Origin of the sequence: Methylophaga sp. UBA3192, assembly GCA_002363955.1 — a bacterium.
Lineage (GTDB): Bacteria > Pseudomonadota > Gammaproteobacteria > Nitrosococcales > Methylophagaceae > Methylophaga.
In genome coordinates this window covers 513,975-531,542 of the sequence record DEXE01000006.1, presented here as the reverse complement: position 1 = coordinate 531,542, position 17,568 = coordinate 513,975, and the positions used below count along the sequence as shown (strand labels likewise).

Annotated in this window: 17 protein-coding genes and 1 tRNA gene; all 18 read left to right on the top strand. The window is 44.2% G+C overall.

Annotated features, from left to right (window positions below; all coding sequences use genetic code 11):
• Positions 1-58: 58 nt before the first annotated feature.
• The 18 genes from B2337_RS09545 (at position 59) to fabG (ending at position 17,410) form a co-directional block, all read left to right on the top strand.
• Positions 59-931 (top strand): cation diffusion facilitator family transporter, encoded by an 873-nt coding sequence (locus B2337_RS09545; RefSeq protein WP_292359367.1) that lies wholly within the window; start codon positions 59-61, stop codon positions 929-931.
• 10 nt (positions 932-941) lie between these two features.
• A complete protein-coding gene (locus B2337_RS09540; RefSeq protein ID WP_292359368.1) occupies positions 942-1,559 on the top strand; it encodes a nuclease-related domain-containing protein in 618 nt (205 codons plus the stop codon).
• Between the two features lie 2 nt (positions 1,560-1,561).
• Positions 1,562-2,485 carry a 5'-nucleotidase gene (locus B2337_RS09535; RefSeq protein ID WP_292359370.1) on the top strand — a complete coding sequence of 308 codons (924 nt, stop codon included), beginning with the start codon at positions 1,562-1,564 and terminating at the stop codon, positions 2,483-2,485.
• On the top strand, positions 2,482-3,927 hold the full coding sequence (locus B2337_RS09530) for an HDOD domain-containing protein (protein ID WP_292415098.1): 1,446 nt from the start codon (positions 2,482-2,484) through the stop codon (positions 3,925-3,927). The genes B2337_RS09535 and B2337_RS09530 overlap by 4 nt, the downstream gene beginning before the upstream one ends.
• Positions 3,928-3,994: 67 nt before the next feature.
• A tRNA-Leu gene (locus B2337_RS09525) sits at positions 3,995-4,079 on the top strand.
• A 64-nt stretch (positions 4,080-4,143) separates the two neighbouring features.
• Positions 4,144-5,442, top strand: a complete 1,299-nt coding sequence (tig, locus tag B2337_RS09520) for a trigger factor (protein WP_292359374.1) — start codon at positions 4,144-4,146, stop codon at positions 5,440-5,442.
• An 88-nt stretch (positions 5,443-5,530) separates the two neighbouring features.
• Positions 5,531-6,166: an ATP-dependent Clp endopeptidase proteolytic subunit ClpP gene (gene clpP, locus B2337_RS09515; RefSeq protein ID WP_292359376.1), complete on the top strand. Its 636-nt coding sequence runs from the start codon at positions 5,531-5,533 to the stop codon at positions 6,164-6,166.
• A gap of 29 nt (positions 6,167-6,195) precedes the next feature.
• A complete protein-coding gene (gene clpX, locus B2337_RS09510) occupies positions 6,196-7,467 on the top strand; it encodes an ATP-dependent Clp protease ATP-binding subunit ClpX (protein WP_292359378.1) in 1,272 nt (423 codons plus the stop codon).
• 145 nt (positions 7,468-7,612) lie between these two features.
• A complete protein-coding gene (lon, locus tag B2337_RS09505) occupies positions 7,613-10,048 on the top strand; it encodes an endopeptidase La (RefSeq protein WP_292359380.1) in 2,436 nt (811 codons plus the stop codon).
• A 27-nt stretch (positions 10,049-10,075) separates the two neighbouring features.
• Positions 10,076-10,759 carry an SPOR domain-containing protein gene (locus B2337_RS09500; RefSeq protein WP_292415097.1) on the top strand — a complete coding sequence of 228 codons (684 nt, stop codon included), beginning with the start codon at positions 10,076-10,078 and terminating at the stop codon, positions 10,757-10,759.
• A gap of 110 nt (positions 10,760-10,869) precedes the next feature.
• On the top strand, positions 10,870-11,361 hold the full coding sequence (locus B2337_RS09495; protein ID WP_292359383.1) for a CvpA family protein: 492 nt from the start codon (positions 10,870-10,872) through the stop codon (positions 11,359-11,361).
• Between the two features lie 18 nt (positions 11,362-11,379).
• Positions 11,380-12,888 carry an amidophosphoribosyltransferase gene (gene purF, locus B2337_RS09490; RefSeq protein WP_292359384.1) on the top strand — a complete coding sequence of 503 codons (1,509 nt, stop codon included), beginning with the start codon at positions 11,380-11,382 and terminating at the stop codon, positions 12,886-12,888.
• A gap of 119 nt (positions 12,889-13,007) precedes the next feature.
• Positions 13,008-13,514: a YceD family protein gene (locus B2337_RS09485; protein WP_292359385.1), complete on the top strand. Its 507-nt coding sequence runs from the start codon at positions 13,008-13,010 to the stop codon at positions 13,512-13,514.
• 27 nt (positions 13,515-13,541) lie between these two features.
• Positions 13,542-13,721, top strand: coding sequence for a 50S ribosomal protein L32 (gene rpmF, locus B2337_RS09480; RefSeq protein ID WP_069295354.1), 180 nt, complete (start codon positions 13,542-13,544; stop codon positions 13,719-13,721).
• A 13-nt stretch (positions 13,722-13,734) separates the two neighbouring features.
• Complete coding sequence (gene plsX, locus B2337_RS09475; RefSeq protein ID WP_292415096.1) at positions 13,735-14,754, top strand: phosphate acyltransferase PlsX; 1,020 nt, start codon at positions 13,735-13,737, stop codon at positions 14,752-14,754.
• Positions 14,751-15,710 (top strand): beta-ketoacyl-ACP synthase III, encoded by a 960-nt coding sequence (locus B2337_RS09470; RefSeq protein ID WP_292359389.1) that lies wholly within the window; start codon positions 14,751-14,753, stop codon positions 15,708-15,710. The genes plsX and B2337_RS09470 overlap by 4 nt, the downstream gene beginning before the upstream one ends.
• Before the next feature lie 18 nt (positions 15,711-15,728).
• Positions 15,729-16,664: an ACP S-malonyltransferase gene (fabD, locus tag B2337_RS09465; protein ID WP_292415095.1), complete on the top strand. Its 936-nt coding sequence runs from the start codon at positions 15,729-15,731 to the stop codon at positions 16,662-16,664.
• 2 nt (positions 16,665-16,666) lie between these two features.
• A complete protein-coding gene (fabG, locus tag B2337_RS09460) occupies positions 16,667-17,410 on the top strand; it encodes a 3-oxoacyl-ACP reductase FabG (protein WP_292359392.1) in 744 nt (247 codons plus the stop codon).
• Positions 17,411-17,568: the final 158 nt, after the last annotated feature.

Genomic DNA, 17,568 nt, shown 5'->3' with positions numbered 1-17,568 from the left:
TGGGTCTCACTATACTGACAACATGTTACGGTCTCAACAATTCAATAATGCAGCGCTCATGCGTATCGCAAGCTACGCTTCAGTTGTCACTGCATTATTGCTGATTACAGCCAAGCTTATTGCCTGGTATAGCTCGGACTCCATCAGCATTCTGGCAAGCCTTATTGATTCCAGTCTCGACTTGCTGGCATCGCTCGTGAATTTGCTGGCTATCCGGCACGCCTTGCAGCCGGCCGATAAAGAACATCGTTTTGGTCACGGTAAAGCAGAACCTCTGGCGGCGTTAGGCCAATCAATGTTTATTGCTGGTTCAGCAATTATGTTGTTGTTTCAGGCAAGTGGCAGGTTGGTCAATCCTCAGCCTCTGACATCTGGAATAGAGTTCGGTGTGGCGGTAATGGTCATTTCGATGATTGCTACTATTGGGTTATTAATGCTTCAGCGTTATGTCATCGCCAAAACCAATTCATCAGCCATTCGTGCGGATTCATTACATTACAAGTCAGATCTGTTGGTCAATTTCAGCGTGATCATTGCTTTGTTATTAACGCAGTTCGGCTTGCTCTGGTTCGACCCATTAATGGCGGTAATGATTGCCATGTATGTCTTGTTCAGTGCATGGAAAATTCTCAGGGATGCCATTGATTTATTGATGGATCATGAAATCTCTGAGGCTGAGCGGCAACAGATAATACAATTGGTATTTACGCATCCCCAAGCCAAAGGTCTGCATGATTTAAGGACCAGACGTTCAGGCACGACGGTTTTTATTCAGTTGCATCTGGAATTGGATCCTGAGCTGAGTTTACAGGAAGCGCATAATGTCAGTGATAAAGTGAGTCGCGAAATTCGTGGGTTATTTGATGATGCCGAAATCATTATTCATCAGGACCCGCAAAACGATAAGGCAAATGCACAAAGCCTCATCTGAACGCCGTATAATGTCTGAAAAATTTAGGAGTGGTACTCGTTTGCTTGAAGAATTTTCTATAGAAACGGCCGGTGCACTGGGCGTATTTGTTATATTCGTTATCTGGTTATTCTATCGGCATTTTGTTCGGAAAAGTCATTCAGAGATTCAGATTGAGCAAGTGTTAAAACCCTATAAACAGGACGAACTTAAGAATTTGGTCCTGCCGGATGGATTAGGCGGTTTGCTGGAAATTGAAAAGCTTTTTCTGTTGGAACAAGGCATATTGATTCTGCGTGATTACCCGATAAGTGGTCACCTGTTCGGGGCCGAAAAAATTGAGGAATGGACGCAAATTGTCGACGGTCGGAGTTATAAGTTTACCAATCCGTTGCATCATCTCGAAAATGCTCGTCAGGCTGTCCGTTCGATAATCCCCAAAATGCCGGTGTTCTGTCATGTGGTTTTTACCGCTGACAGTGATTTTCCTAAAGGCAAACCGGCATCGGTATCTGTACTGACCAGTTTTGAACAGGATATGCAAAGATTATTTAACAGCCCGAAGTTACCAGCTGAAGCCAGAGAAAAAATGTGGAACGTCATTAAACAGAATGCTCATTTAGATGCTCAATCATTAATCAGGGAGTAAACGTGGAAACGCCGACAAAACCATTGGTGGTGGCTATTTCATCGCGTGCATTGTTTGATTTGGATGAAAGCCATCGAATTTACGAGGAGCAGGGTACTGAAGCCTATTGCCAGTTTCAGATTGAAAATGAGGATGTGCCATTATCTCCGGGTGGTGCGTTTAATCTGGTGAAGAAGTTACTGGCTTTAAATGATAATAATCCCAATACTCCACGTGTTGAGATCATCTTGTTATCACGTAACAGTGCCGATACCGGCCTAAGAGTGTTCAACTCGATCCAACACCATAAATTAGCCATTATCCGTGCTGTGTTTACCTCTGGTAGCAGTCCTTATAGATATGTAGCACCGTTCAGTGCCAACCTGTTTTTATCCACTAGTCCTGAAGATGTTCGTATGGCGCTTGAAGCGGGTATCGCTGCTGCGACAATATTGCCATCCAATCTGGGGAATAACTCTGAATCCGAGCAACTTCGTATTGCCTTCGATGGGGATGCAGTTTTATTTTCGGATGAGTCCGAGCGGATATTTAAAGAGCGTGGACTGGAAGCTTTTACTCAGAACGAGCAGCAAACGGCCCGTCAGGCATTATCGGGTGGCCCGTTTAAAGACTTTTTAATGGCATTGAATCAGATCCAGACGCAATATCCGGAAAACAGCTCACCGATTCGCACCGCACTGGTAACAGCTCGTTCTGCGCCCGCTCATGAAAGGGTAATCCGTACCTTACGTGAATGGGGGATTCGAATTGATGAAGCTATTTTTCTGGGAGGTATGGAGAAAGGTCCGTTTTTGAAATCATTTGGTGCCGATATCTTTTTTGATGATCAGGAACGTCACTGTATTTCTGCAAGAGATCATGTTGCTACCGGCCATGTTCCACATGGCATCGCTAATCAGCTGGTTGCGAAAGAAGACAGCGAATGACACTGACGCCAATACCTGTCGCAGCTCAACGGTTTATCCGTCAACTGACAGATAAGCATATGCCGGTATTTCCCAATACCATGCTGGAAATCAATCAAATTCTGGAACAGGAAGACAGTGCCGCGGTCGATGTGGCACAGGTTATTCTACGTGATGCGGCTTTGACCGGGCGTTTATTAAAAATGGCCAACAGTGTGTATTACAATCCGCAAGGTCATCACATTAATACCGTTTCCAGAGCCTTAATGCTGCTAGGTTTTGAGCAGGTCAAAGTGTTGGCACTGACACTGGTGTTAATTGATTCATTAAAAGCCAGTAAACGACATGAAAAAGTATTGAAGGAAATGGCTATATCTCTGCACGCTGCTGTGCAGGCACAAAATATGGCGACGCTTTGTAAATCGGAAATGCCGGAAGATATTTTTATTGCCGCGTTATTGTCACGACTGGGACATCTGACGTTTTGGGCCTTTGCTGATGAAAAAACCGTCGCAGCATTTGAACAAACCGAATCAAATGTATCCGCCGAAACAGATACTTTAGGATACACCCTGAATCAACTCACACAGGGACTGGCGGAAGCCTGGGCATTAAATGACTTATTAATTGAAAGTTTTCGCCCTCATGTAAAGACCGAAGCGGTAAAGATCATTCGTTACGCGGGGCAATTGGCAATTGATACCAGAAAATCATGGAATGTCAGTAAGTTAGCGCCATGGTTTGACGGTGTCGCGGAGCTGACTCACAGTAAAACTGAAACAGTAAAACCAACTGTCTATGCCAGTGCCCTTGCTGCCCAGCAATTACTTAACCTGACCGGTATAGAGCGTGCACATGGATTGATCCCTTTGCCTGATGAAGTCCAGGCCGAAGGGGAGTCAGAGAACTTCATCAGTGACATTGAACTTACAGCCATTTATCAGGTACCGGACCAATCTATCCAGCTACGCATTCTGCAGGATATTTCGCAAGCGATTCAGGAGCATAGGGGAATTAATCAGATACTTGAAATGGTGATGGAAGGTATTTATCGTGGTACAGGCATGGATCGCGTGATTTTTGCGGTGATATCAGCGGATAAAAGCCGGCTGAATTGTCGTTATGCTCTTGGCAACCAGGATGAACAATTCTGTGAGTTGTTTCAGATAGACATTCTGAGTAAACCGTCAATATTTAGTGATTTACTGTCTGCAGAAGATGCTTTGTTGGTCGATTCATCACAGCAGAATGCGTTAAAAAAACTGCAAACAGAAAGTAAAGATTTATTAAGTGTCAACGCAGTCCTGGCAATGCCATTAAAAAAAGCCAATAAACCCGTGGGGTTATTTCTGGCTGACAGACAGGCATCCGGCAGGGAATTAGATCGACAGGATCTTATCGCTTTTCGCCAGTTTTGCCAGCAAGCAGCCCTGGCATTCGCATTTTTGACAATACAAGGCTAGTTTTGGTCAGTTTATCTGGCTATAATGGCCGACTTAATTAGATATGTAAGCATATCTGTAACGATTTGCGAGAGTGGCGGAATTGGTAGACGCGCTGGATTTAGGTTCCAGTAGGGTAACCTGTGAGAGTTCGAGTCTCTCCTCTCGTACCATTTACAATTGTCGGCGCTAAAATGTCTGACGATGCGCTTAATCCCCGTGTTTGAGGTTTAAAGAATGCAAGTAACTGTAGAAAATGTCAGCGAACTCGGTCGTAAAATGACCATCACTGTGGAAGATGCGAATATTGAACAAGCCGTTCAACAACGTTTGTCATCTATCCGTCCATCAGTTCGGATGGCTGGTTTCCGTCCCGGCAAAGTTCCGATGAAAATGCTGGTTAAAACGCATGGTCCCTCAGCACGTCGCGAAGTGATTGATCAAATAGTCCAGGACAGCATGCGTGAAGCGTTCACTCAAGAAAATGTCAATCCTGCCAGTCCACCTCATATCGACAGCATGAAAGAAGAAGAAACAGCGTTAATCTACACGTTGAATTATGAAATCTTTCCTGAACTTGAAGCTGTAAAGCTGGATGACATCAAGCTGGAAAAAACCGTTGCTGCAGTCACGGATGAAGATGTCGATAAAATGCTTGAAACCTTGCGCGAGCAGCGCATGACTTGGGATCCCCTCAAACGTGCAGCCAAGGAAGAAGATGGCGTGACCATTGATTTTATCGGCAGTATTGATGGTGAAGAATTCCAGGGCGGTAAAGGTCAGGATGTATTAGTCGTTATTGGCAATGGCAGCATGTTGCCTGAATTCGAGCAACAACTCGTAGGTGTGAAACAGGATCAACAGCTGACTATTTCAATGACTTTCCCTGATGACTATCGTGCAGAACATTTACGTGGTAAAAAAGCGGATTTTGCTGTTACGGTTAAACAGGTTGCCAAGAAAAAACTGCCTAAATTAGACAAAGAATTTGCAGAGATGTGTGGTGTTGACGGTGGCATTGCTGCATTGAAAAAAGAAGTTCGTTCAAATATGGAACGTGAACTTGCCGGTGCATTGAAAAATGTGAACAAGCGCAAAGCGATGGATAGCGTAGCAGCGAATAATGAAGTTGCTTTGCCGGAAGCTCCGGTAGAACGTGAAGCCAATTATTTGATGGAACAAGCAAAAAATAATTTACGTAACCAGGGTGTGAACGTTGAAGGTTTACCTTTTGAGCTGAGCAACTTCAAGGAAAATGCAGAAAAACGTGTCAAACTCAGCCTGCTGATCGGTAAGATAATTTCCGATAACAAAATTCAACCTGAAGAAAAACGGGTTCGCGAAGCAATTGAAGCGATTGCCGCCAGTTATGAAGATCCAGAAGACGTTATGAATTACTACATGACCAATCAGGATAAATTATCTGAAATCCAGATGATGGTTGTTGAAGACGCCGTAGTTGAATGGATTTACGATCATGTTACAGTTGAAGAAAAAGCATCTTCCTTTTCAGAAGTGATGAATGCTGTAGCCTAAAGGCACAAGCACGTTTTTTACAAAGACAGCCCGTGCTCAAACTTTTGGGCACGGGTTATTTTTTATTTGGCATGAAAACAGGACCGCTATGAGCAATATATTTTCTGAGCATCTCAATCCAGTTCAAAATGCATTGGTTCCAATCGTCGTTGAGCAGACTTCACGTGGTGAACGTTCCTACGATATTTATTCCCGGCTGCTGAAAGAACGTATTATTTTTTTAGTGGGTCAGGTGGAAGACCATATGGCGAATTTGATTGTCGCCCAGATGTTATTCCTCGAATCTGAAAACCCTGATAAAGACATTCACCTTTATATCAATTCTCCAGGTGGTGCTGTGACCGCTGGTCTGGCAATTTATGACACAATGCAGTTTATCAAACCGCAGGTCAGCACGTTATGCATCGGTCAAGCGGCCAGTATGGGCGCTTTACTCTTAACGGCCGGAGCCAAAGGCAAACGTTTTGCATTACCAAATTCACGCATTATGGTGCATCAGCCGTTAGGCGGTTTTCAGGGACAGGCATCGGATATTGATATCCATGCCAAGGAAATTTTAAGTATTCGTGATCGATTAAATGGAATTATGGCCCATCACACTGGTCAAGATATTGAGAAAATTGAACGTGATACTGATCGTGATAACTTCATGAATGGTGAACAGGCAGCAGAATATGGTTTAATTGATGCTGTAATGAATAGCCGACCTGCAGAGAAATCTTGAGCAATCACAAAAGTTAGGAAAGTAGAGCGATGAGCGACGACAAAAAAAACGACGACAAATTACTTTACTGTTCATTCTGCGGTAAAAGTCAGCATGAAGTAAAAAAATTGATCGCTGGCCCTTCGGTATTCGTCTGTGATGAATGTGTTGAGCTTTGCAACGATATTATTCGGGAAGAGTTACAAGAAAAAACCGATGAAAAAGCGGATTCCAGACTACCATCTCCTCATGAAATTGATTCGGCACTTAATAACTATGTTATCGGCCAGGTCAAAGCAAAACGGGTGTTATCAGTAGCGGTTTATAACCATTACAAACGTTTGCGTCATGGTACTAAAAATGATGATGTGGAATTATCCAAAAGCAACATTCTGCTGATAGGGCCAACCGGTAGCGGTAAAACCTTATTGGCTGAGACGCTTGCCAGACAATTGAATGTACCCTTCACTATGGCCGACGCAACAACATTGACCGAAGCTGGCTACGTTGGTGAAGACGTTGAAAACATTATTCAGAAATTACTGCAAAAATGTGATTACGATGTTGAAAAAGCTGAAACAGGAATCGTTTATATTGATGAAATTGATAAGATTTCAAAAAAATCAGACAATCCATCAATAACGCGTGATGTATCTGGTGAGGGCGTTCAGCAGGCATTGTTGAAATTGATTGAAGGTACGATCGCTTCTGTTCCTCCTCAAGGCGGCCGAAAACATCCTCAACAGGAGTTTTTGCAAGTTGATACCAGCAAAATTCTGTTTATTTGTGGTGGTGCCTTTGCTGGGTTGGACAAAGTTATCCGCAACCGTACTCACAAAGGTGGTATTGGTTTTTCTGCCGATGTTAAAAGTGTCGATACCAATTCGCCTTCAAGTGAGGCGTTACGTGTAGTAGAGCCAGAAGATTTAATTCAGTATGGCTTGATACCGGAATTTGTAGGCCGACTGCCGGTAGTTGCCACGCTTGAAGAACTTGATGAGGCCGCTTTGGTACAGATTTTAACTGAGCCAAAAAATGCATTAACCAAACAATATGAAAAATTGTTTGAACTTGAAAATTGTGAATTAGAGTTCAGGGCGGATGCTTTACGGGCGATTGCTCGCAAAGCCATGGAGCGTAAGACCGGTGCTCGTGGTTTGCGTTCAATTATTGAAAATGTATTGCTGGATACTATGTTTGACCTGCCGTCTTTGGATAACGTCACCAAAGTGGTGGTTGATGAAAGTGTTATCAATGGTGAAAACACGCCTATTTTGATTTATGAAGATCAACCCGCTGATCTCGCTTCAGGTGATAAATAGTTCCTACCTGATTGATCTTTAAACACTTCGGCTGATTTTAACGCGTCCGGTTTCTCCGGACGCTTGATTTCTTTATGCCTGTCCCCATATTGTTTTCACGAACACGATAACCGTGTCTGTTGACTCCCTAAAGAGGTCTGCATTGATGGAAAAAGAATTTGAAGCTACATCAACTGATGACAATGCATTGCAAAAAGTGCCTGTATTGCCACTACGTGATGTTGTTGTATATCCGCATATGGTTATTCCTTTATTTGTTGGACGAGAAAAATCCATCAAAGCACTGGAACACGCTACGGATGAAAATAAACAAATCCTGCTGGTAGCCCAAAAAGATTCTGGCGAAGATTCTCCTGCGCCAGAAAATCTGTATGAAACAGGAACCCTTGCCAATATTCTGCAGTTATTAAAGTTACCGGATGGCACAGTAAAAGTATTGGTTGAAGGTACACAACGCGCTAAAGTTGCTTTATACGACAATACCAATGCTTTTTGCGAAGCTGAAGTTGCCAGTTTTATTGATGAGCATCCTGATCAGCGTGAAGCTGATGTATTAATGCGGACACTGCTGGGACAGTTTGAGCAGTACGTTAAACTCAATAAGAAAATTCCACCTGAAGTGATTGCTTCTTTATCCAGCATTGAAGATCTGGCTCGTATGGCAGATACCGTTGCTGCGCATATGACGCTCAAGCTTGAAGACAAACAGCTTTTACTTGAAATGTCTGACGTCAAAGACCGAATTGAAAAGTTGATGGCATTCCTGGAATCGGAAATCGATATCCAGCAAATCGAAAAACGTATTCGTAACCGTGTTAAAAAACAGATGGAGAAAAGCCAGCGCGAGTACTATCTGAACGAACAACTTAAAGCGGTTCAGAAAGAACTTGGTGAACTGGATGACAGTGGCAACGAAGTTGAAGAACTAGCGGAAAAAATTGCGGCGGCGGGTATGAGTACAGAGGCTCGTGATAAAGCTGAGTCTGAACTGAAAAAATTGAAAATGATGTCGCCAATGTCTGCAGAAGCAACAGTGGTTCGAAACTACATTGAATATTTACTTGAGGTACCGTGGAAAAAACGCTCACGGGTGACGCTGGATCTGGACCATGCACAGCAGGTTCTGGATGAAGATCACTATGGACTGGAAAAAGTTAAAGAACGCATTATTGAATACCTCGCGGTACAGAAACGTGTTAAAAAGCTGAAAGGTCCTATTCTTTGTCTGGTTGGACCTCCAGGGGTCGGTAAAACCTCTATTGCGCAATCTATTGCCCGTTCGACTAATCGTAAATTCAGCCGCATGGCATTGGGTGGTGTGCGCGATGAAGCGGAAATTCGTGGTCACCGCCGTACTTACATTGGCTCTATGCCGGGTAAAGTGATTCAGAATATTTCCAAAACAGGTGTACGTAATCCACTGTTTTTATTGGATGAAATCGACAAAATGGCTCAGGATTTCCGTGGTGATCCGGCTTCTGCCTTATTGGAAGTGCTTGATCCTGAGCAAAACTCAACATTTGCCGATCACTATCTTGAAGTCGAATATGATTTGTCGGATGTAATGTTTGTCTGTACTGCAAATACATTGAATATTCCGGATGCACTGCGTGATCGAATGGAAATAATTCGTCTTGCAGGGTATACCGAAGATGAAAAATTGAATATCGCATTGCAGTATTTGTTGCCAAAAGCGATAAAAGACAATGGTCTGAAAGCGAATGAGATTGAAATTACCTCTGATGCAGTGATGGAAATCATTCGGCGTTATACACGTGAAGCAGGTGTGCGTAATCTGCAACGTGAAATTTCGAAGATCTGTCGCAAATTAGTTAAGCAAATCCTCAGTGAATCACCAACCGAGAAGGTTGTTGTGACAGCAGATAATCTGGAAGACTATTTAGGCGTCTATCATTATCAGTATGGTGTTGCTGAAGAAGATGATCGCATTGGACAGGTCACTGGTCTGGCCTGGACCGAAGTGGGTGGTGAGTTACTGACTATCGAATCGGCGGTAATGCCGGGTAAAGGCAAAGCCAGCTATACAGGTAAACTGGGTGATGTGATGCAGGAATCCATTCAGGCGGCTACCACCGTTGTTCGTTCTCGGGCAGTAGAGTGGGGCATTGCCGAGGATTATCTGCAAAGTCACGATTTACATATTCATGTACCCGAAGGTGCGACACCAAAAGATGGCCCAAGCGCAGGTATTGGTATGTGTACTGCACTGGTTTCAGCGATAACCGGTATACCGGTTAAATCCAATGTGGCCATGACAGGCGAGATCACGTTGCGTGGCGAGGTGTTGGCCATTGGTGGTTTGAAAGAGAAATTGCTGGCCGCACATCGTGGTGGCATTGATACCGTTCTGATTCCTAAAGATAATGTGAAGGACTTACGGGAAATTCCGGATAATGTAAAATCCGGGCTGGAGATTATTCCTGTACGCTGGATTAATGAAGTATTGGAAAAAGCCTTGCAGCATATGCCAACCAAGGTATTACCTACTCCGGATACTGCGACTGTAATGCCACCAGATCAGGCCAGTTTTCACGAAGTCAATACACAAAACCGGCATTAACCTGTTTAAAGCGAGCAACGGAGATTTATGATGACTCAAAAACAACAACAGCGTTTAATCGGGACGCTTTTGCTTGTCTTTTTCATCGCCGTGCTCGCTTATATCGTTTTATCTAAAGTCAGTCAGACAGAATCAGGGAGGCAAGTTCAAGAAGCAGAGCCGATTCAGTTTTCTTCGGTGATTGAAGCATTACAGGAAGAAACTGATGATGAATCCCTGATGGGAGATGAGACTTCTCTAGCTGAAGAAGCTTTTGTTGATATTGGTTCTGCTGATACAGAGAGTATTCCTCAATCTTCCGTATCTGATAAGCCGGTAGAAACCGATTCTTCAACAGAAAAAACGCCAGAACCAGAAATTATTTCAGAAAAACCGGCTCCTGCTCCTAAACCAGAACCCGAACCTGTTGCTGAGACGCCCGAACCGTCTCCGCCACCAGTGAGCCAACCTGAACCTTCCACATCAGCTGACTCAGCTTCACGATGGATTCTTCAATTGGGTAGTTTTTCGGTAGAAGCCAATGCAACCAGCCTGAAAAAGCAGTTGGAAGATATTGGATATAAACCGATGATTGAACAAACCCGGTCAGGAGAGACTGTAATCTACCGTGTCAGGCTTCAACCAGATGCTGATAGAGCTACTTTGGAACGAACCGCGGCTTCAATTCGTGAACAATTGAATTTGAATACCCAGATATTTCCTTATCCATGATGAATTCTTTGGTCATCTTTTTGTAATCGGATAAGCGTAAATATATTGGGTTAGCTTTCGCAATTCTGATAAAATTCTCTTTTTAACACGCTGCTCGATGCGGAGTCATAATGAACTGGGTAGATTATTTAATAATCGGCATTATTTTGATTTCGTCGGGCATCAGTATCGTTCGTGGATTTATAAAAGAAGTACTTTCATTAATCAGCTGGATAGTGGCGATTTGGGTCGCCTTTATGTTTTATGCAAATTTCGCCAGCTTGTTAACGCCCTATATCGATACAGTTACCATACGTTTATTTATCGCTTTTTTTGTCTTATTTGTTGTCACATTAATACTCGGTGCCCTGGTTAATCATTTGATTTCACAATTGGTTGAAAAAACAGGGCTTAGCGGTACAGACCGGGCACTCGGGGTGATTTTCGGTATTCTTAGAGGTGTTGCAATCGTTACACTTTTGGTGTTGGTTGCAGGTGTAACACCCATGCCATCAGATAGTTGGTGGCAAAACTCATTATTGTTACAACACTTTGAAGATCTGGCGGTTTGGGTCAAGCAGCTGTTACCGGCTGATGTTGCTGAACACGTTAACTTCAACTAATCCTGACAGGGTGTTTTTATGTGTGGAATTATTGGTATCGTTGGTCATTCAGAAGTCAATCAAGCGTTATATGATGGTCTGACAGTTCAACAACATCGTGGTCAGGATGCTGCGGGCATTATGACTTGTGACCAAACCGGACGGTTTTATCTTCGTAAGGATAATGGTCTGGTAAAAGATGTGTTTCATACGCGTCATATGATTCGGCTTAAAGGCTCGATGGGAATAGGACATATTCGTTATCCGACCGCGGGATGCTCCAACTCAGCTGAGTCCCAACCTTTTTATGTCAATTCACCTTTTGGTATCGCACTGGCACACAATGGCAACCTGACCAATACGCAGCTCTTATCTGATCAGTTATTTAAAAGCGATCGTCGGCACCTGAATACCGGCTCCGACTCGGAAGTTTTACTGAATGTACTGGCTCATGAGTTACAGACTTCTGGAAAACTCAAACCACAACCAGAAGATATTTTCAACGCTGTTGTCGAAGTTCATAAACGCTGTAAAGGGGCATATGCTGCCGTCGCCATGATTGCCGGTGTCGGTATGCTGGCATTTCGTGATCCTTACGGTATTCGTCCTGCGGTTATCGGCAAACGTGAGACCGAGCAAGGCACCGAATATGTTGTGGCTTCTGAAAGCGTTGTCATGGATACGCTGGATTTTGAATTTATGCGTGATGTGCAGCCGGGCGAATGCATCTTTATTGATATGGAAGGCCGTTTCCATAATAAGCAATGTGCCGAAAATCCAATTAAATCACCTTGTATATTTGAATATGTATACTTTGCTCGCCCTGATTCAATGATGGATGGTATTTCGGTACATAAAAGCCGCATGCGTATGGGAACCAAACTGGCGGATAAAATTAAACGCGAATTTCCTGACCATGATATTGATGTGGTGATCCCCATCCCCGACACCAGCCGCAGTGCTGCATTACAACTGTCTTATGATTTAGGCGTGGTATACCGCGAAGGTTTTATTAAAAATCGTTATATTGGCCGCACCTTTATTATGCCAGGTCAACAACAGCGCAAAAAATCGGTTCGGCAGAAATTGAACGCAATCGATCTGGAGTTCCGCGATAAAAATGTTCTGCTGGTTGATGACTCAATTGTTCGTGGCACTACTTCTCAGCAAATCGTGCAAATGGCCCGGGATGCAGGCGCTAAAAAAGTCTACCTGGCATCCGCAGCGCCACCGGTTCGTTTCCCTAATGTGTATGGTATAGATATGCCATCACCATCTGAATTTGTCGCGCACAATCGTAACGTCCAACAAATTGCCGAAGAGCTGGGTGTGGATTGGTTAATTTATCAGGATTTGAAAGATCTGGTCGAAGCCATTAACAAGAAAAGTGATGTTGAACGTTTTGATACCTCATGCTTTGATGGCGATTACATTACCGGTGATATTGATGAGACCTACTTGTACTATATTGATGCGCTGCGTAATGACATGTCAAAACAGAGTGCTGAAGAAGGTAACGTGACCATTGAGCTGCATAATGACGTTTAAAGTCATCGTCCATCGCAACAATTCTAAAAGTTCACTTCCTGCTGAATTCGGCAGGAATAAACAGCTTTTTGCTGTTTGATACCAATTCTTATATAATCCCGTCGATTATGCATCAGCAATTGCCAAAAGAGTTAGATCCGTTTCGTTTTGCTCATAGCGGTTTACAGATAGCGGGCGAAATCCCGGTCAGTAAAATGTCGCGCTTGAGTGAAATGCTTTATGACGATTCGGGGACGGTGAAAGTCGATATGCTGTTTGATATTGATACGACCGGCACACCTTTTATGCGTGGGCAATTTGCTGTAACAGTCAAACTGCTATGTGAACGTTGTATGGAGCCTATGGCCCATACAATGGATATAGTCACAAAGCTGGCCTTGGTACGACACGAAGGAAAGATTGAAGGACTGGCTGAACAATATGAGCCTTGGATCTTGAATGATGCAAAACAAGTTGATCCGGCACAGATTGTGGAAGATGAGTTGATACTCGCTTTGCCAATCGTGCCAAAACATGATTATCCATGTTTGCCTGAAGAATTATGGCAAGCGGGGGAAGAAGAAATTGAGGCTGAGAAACCGGTCTCACCATTTGCAGTGTTATCTGCATTGAAATCGAAAAAGTAATTTATTTTGGGTTTAGGAGTTTAAGCCATGGCTGTTCAAAAGAGTAAAAAGAGTCCTTCACGTCGCGGCATGCGTCGTTCACATGATGCATTGACAGAGTCAACATTATCTGTTGATTCAACTTCAGGTGAATTACACCGTCGTCATCATGTAACCGCTGACGGTTACTATCGTGGCCGTAAAGTCATCGCTGACAAGAGTGAATAAGGCTTAACAGAAATTGACTTTAACAATTTCGATCGACGCTATGGGCGGGGATCACGGACCACAAGTCGTGATCCCCGCTGCCATATCAACGCTGGAAAGGCATACCGATGTAGAACTGATTCTGGTGGGCGATGAAGCCACCATATCAGCAGAGTTAGCCAAACATCAGCTTGCTGACAAGCACCGGATTAAAATTCACCATGCTTCTCAAACGGTTGGCATGGATGAAGCCCCTTCATCAGCACTTCGCGGTAAAAAAGATTCTTCAATGCGGGTGGCCATAAATCTTGTAAAAGAAGGGCAGGCTGCTGCCTGTATCAGTGCCGGCAATACCGGCGCATTGATGGCAACGGCACGTTTTGTATTAAAAACCCTGCCAGGAATTGAACGTCCAGCCATCATTACAGCCTTGCCCACCATGCGTGGACACACCTATGTTCTCGATCTTGGGGCCAATGTGGACTCCACAGCCGAACATCTGGTGCAATTTGCATTAATGGGCTCCGTGTTGGCCGAGTTGATTGATGGAAAACCAAATCCGACAGTGGGCCTGCTTAATGTTGGTGCTGAAGAAATTAAAGGTAATGAACGGGTAAAAGAAGCGGCTCGTTTATTGGCTAAAACAGACTTGAATTATTATGGTTATGTTGAAGGTGATGGTCTTTACCATGGCGAAGTTGATGTACTGGTCTGTGATGGGTTTGTTGGTAATGTGGCGTTAAAAGCCAGTGAAGGCGTCGCGCATATGATTCGTCATTATCTGCGTCAGGCATTTAGTCGTAATATTTTCACTAAAATTGCCGGTTTGATTGCCTATCCGGTTTTGAAACATTTCAGTAAAGAACTCGATCCTCGATCATTTAACGGAGCCAATTTGATTGGTTTACAAGGCATCGTGATCAAAAGTCATGGTGGTGCTGACGCGTTTGCGTTCGCCAATGCGATAAATATTGCCATTCTTGAAGCCAGAAAAGACGTACCGAAGAATATCACTAGACATCTTGAAACTCTTCTAGAGGAACAAGTATTGTGATTTATTCCAGAATTGCCGGGACGGGCAGCTATTTACCGGAAAAATTTCTGACAAACATTGATTTAGAATCAATGGTTGAAACCAGTGATGAGTGGATTACCGATCGTACCGGTATAAAAAAAAGACATATTGCTGCCACTGACGAAACCACAACTGATTTAGCGTACTTTGCTGCCAAAAATGCCATCTCTTCTGCAGGATTAAAGTCTCGCGACATTGACATGATTATTGTCGCAACAACAACTCCGACACGCATTTTTCCAAGCACCGCAGCACTGGTTCAGCAACGGCTGGGGATTCATGGCTGTCCAGCGTTTGATATTCAGGCCGTTTGCACGGGTTTTGTTTACGCATTAACTATTGCCGACAAGTTTATTAAGTCAGGCAGTGCTAAAAATGTACTGGTTATTGGAGCAGAAACCTTGTCGCGCATAGTCGACTGGACTGACCGCAATACCTGTGTGTTATTTGGTGATGGGGCGGGTGCCGTCGTGCTTCAGGCTTCTGTTGAGCCTGGTGTACTGTCTACACATATCCACTGCGATGGCAGCTTTAATAATCTGTTACATGTGCCGACCGGGCCAGGCAGTGCTATAACCGAAGATCCAGCTTATATCGAAATGCAAGGCAATGAAGTTTTCAAGGTGGCCGTCAAAACCCTTAGTAAGATCGTCGACGAAACACTTGAAGCCAATCAATTAGATAAACACGATATTGATTGGCTGATACCGCATCAGGCGAACATCCGAATTATTGCGGCGACAGCCAAAAAATTGAGCATGTCCATGGACAGTGTTGTCGTTACCGTTCAAGACCATGGTAATACCTCTGCGGCATCTATTCCACTGGCTTTAGATGTAGCCGTGCGTGATGGTCGTATCAAGCGCGGCGAAACATTATTGTTTGAAGCGTTTGGTGGTGGGTTTACCTGGGGCTCTGCGCTCATCAAATATTAATCTGAGGTGTTTTTAGCAATGCATTCAGCTTTTGTCTTTCCCGGTCAGGGTTCTCAATCAGTATCCATGTTAGCCGAGTTGTCTGAAAGGTTTCCGCAAGTTCAGCAAACATTTTCAGAGGCCAGTGAGGCCCTTGGTTATGATTTATGGTCACTTGTTCAAAATGGACCTGAAACTGAATTAAATCAAACTGATAAAACCCAACCAGCCATGCTGGCCGCCGGTATTGCTGTCTGGCGTTGCTGGGAGGCGACGAGCCAGTATAAGCCAGCTTATCTGGCAGGTCATAGCCTGGGTGAATATACTGCACTGGTAGCAGCACAGGCTCTGGATTTTAAAACAGCCATTAAGCTGGTCGAAAAACGCGGTCAATTGATGCAACAGGCCGTTCCTTCAGGTGAAGGCGCTATGGCGGCTATACTTGGTCTGGACGATGATGTCGTCAAAGCTGTCTGTCAGAAAGCCAGTGATATAGGCGTCGTTGAAGCGGTTAATTTTAACTCACCGGGCCAGGTAGTGATTGCCGGAACTAAATCTGCCGTTGATAAAGCTGTTGAAATTGCGACTGAAAAAGGCGCAAAACGTGCTCTGCTATTACCTGTCAGCGTACCCTCGCATTGTGCGTTGATGCGTCCGGCTGCTGAAGAATTACTTACAGAGCTGGAATCCGTCACTCTTCAAGCTCCCCAAATTCCTGTAATTCATAATACAAGTGTGAGCACAACTGCCGATCCTGATGAAATTCGTCAATTATTAGCACAACAGTTATACAATCCGGTTCGTTGGGTTGAAACGGTCGAATGGCTTGCTGCACAGGGTGTGGATACGCTGGTTGAATGTGGGCCGGGGAAAGTACTGGCTGGCCTGAGCAAACGTATCGATAAATCTTTGCAGGCTTTACCGGTATTTGATTCAGTAACTCTGCAGAAAACTCAAGAAGCGTTAGGAGAATAATCATGAGCCTACAAGGTAAAGTTGCTTTGGTAACGGGGGCCACCCGTGGTATCGGACGTGCCATTGCATTGAGTCTGGGCGAGCAGGGTGCAACGGTTATCGGCACCGCCACCTCAGAAAATGGCGCCGCTGCCATCAGTGAATATTTGCAATCAGCAGGCATTCAGGGCAAAGGCATGGTATTGAATGTCACGCAGGATAATGCGATTGATGAGGCCGTCACAGCGATTGAAACAGAATTTTCTGCGCCGGATATTCTGGTCAATAACGCCGGAATTACCCGTGATAATTTACTGATGCGCATGAAAGATGAAGAATGGGACGATATTATCAATACCAATCTCACACCTATTTTTAAACTGAGTAAACGCTGCGTCCGCGCGATGACCAAAGCCCGTTGGGGCCGAATTATTAATATCACCTCCGTTGTTGGTGTGATGGGGAATGCTGGTCAAACTAATTATGCCGCAGCTAAAGCGGGTGTGATTGGATTTAGCAAATCTTTGGCTCGTGAAGTCGGGGCACGCGGTATTACTGTAAACAGTGTTGCGCCAGGGTTTATTGATACCGATATGACCAGTGGTCTGCCAGAAGCGCATAAAACAGCGTTACTGGAACAGGTTCCGATCAAACGCCTCGGTGAGGCAGAAGAAATTGCCGCTGCTGTCAGCTTTTTGGCCAGTCCTTTAGCAGGATATATTACCGGCGAAACGCTGCATGTAAACGGCGGCATGTATATGAATTGAGGGCCTGAATCTGCAGAGACTCAGGTTTTTTTATTGTGGAGATATTTTCGGACAAGGCTTCCAGCTTGTCTCCGCAGTGCTCGCACTATAAAATGCCAGCACGTTGTTTGTACTTAACCACCAAAGGAAACAGATGTTATGAGTGATATTGAAGCTCG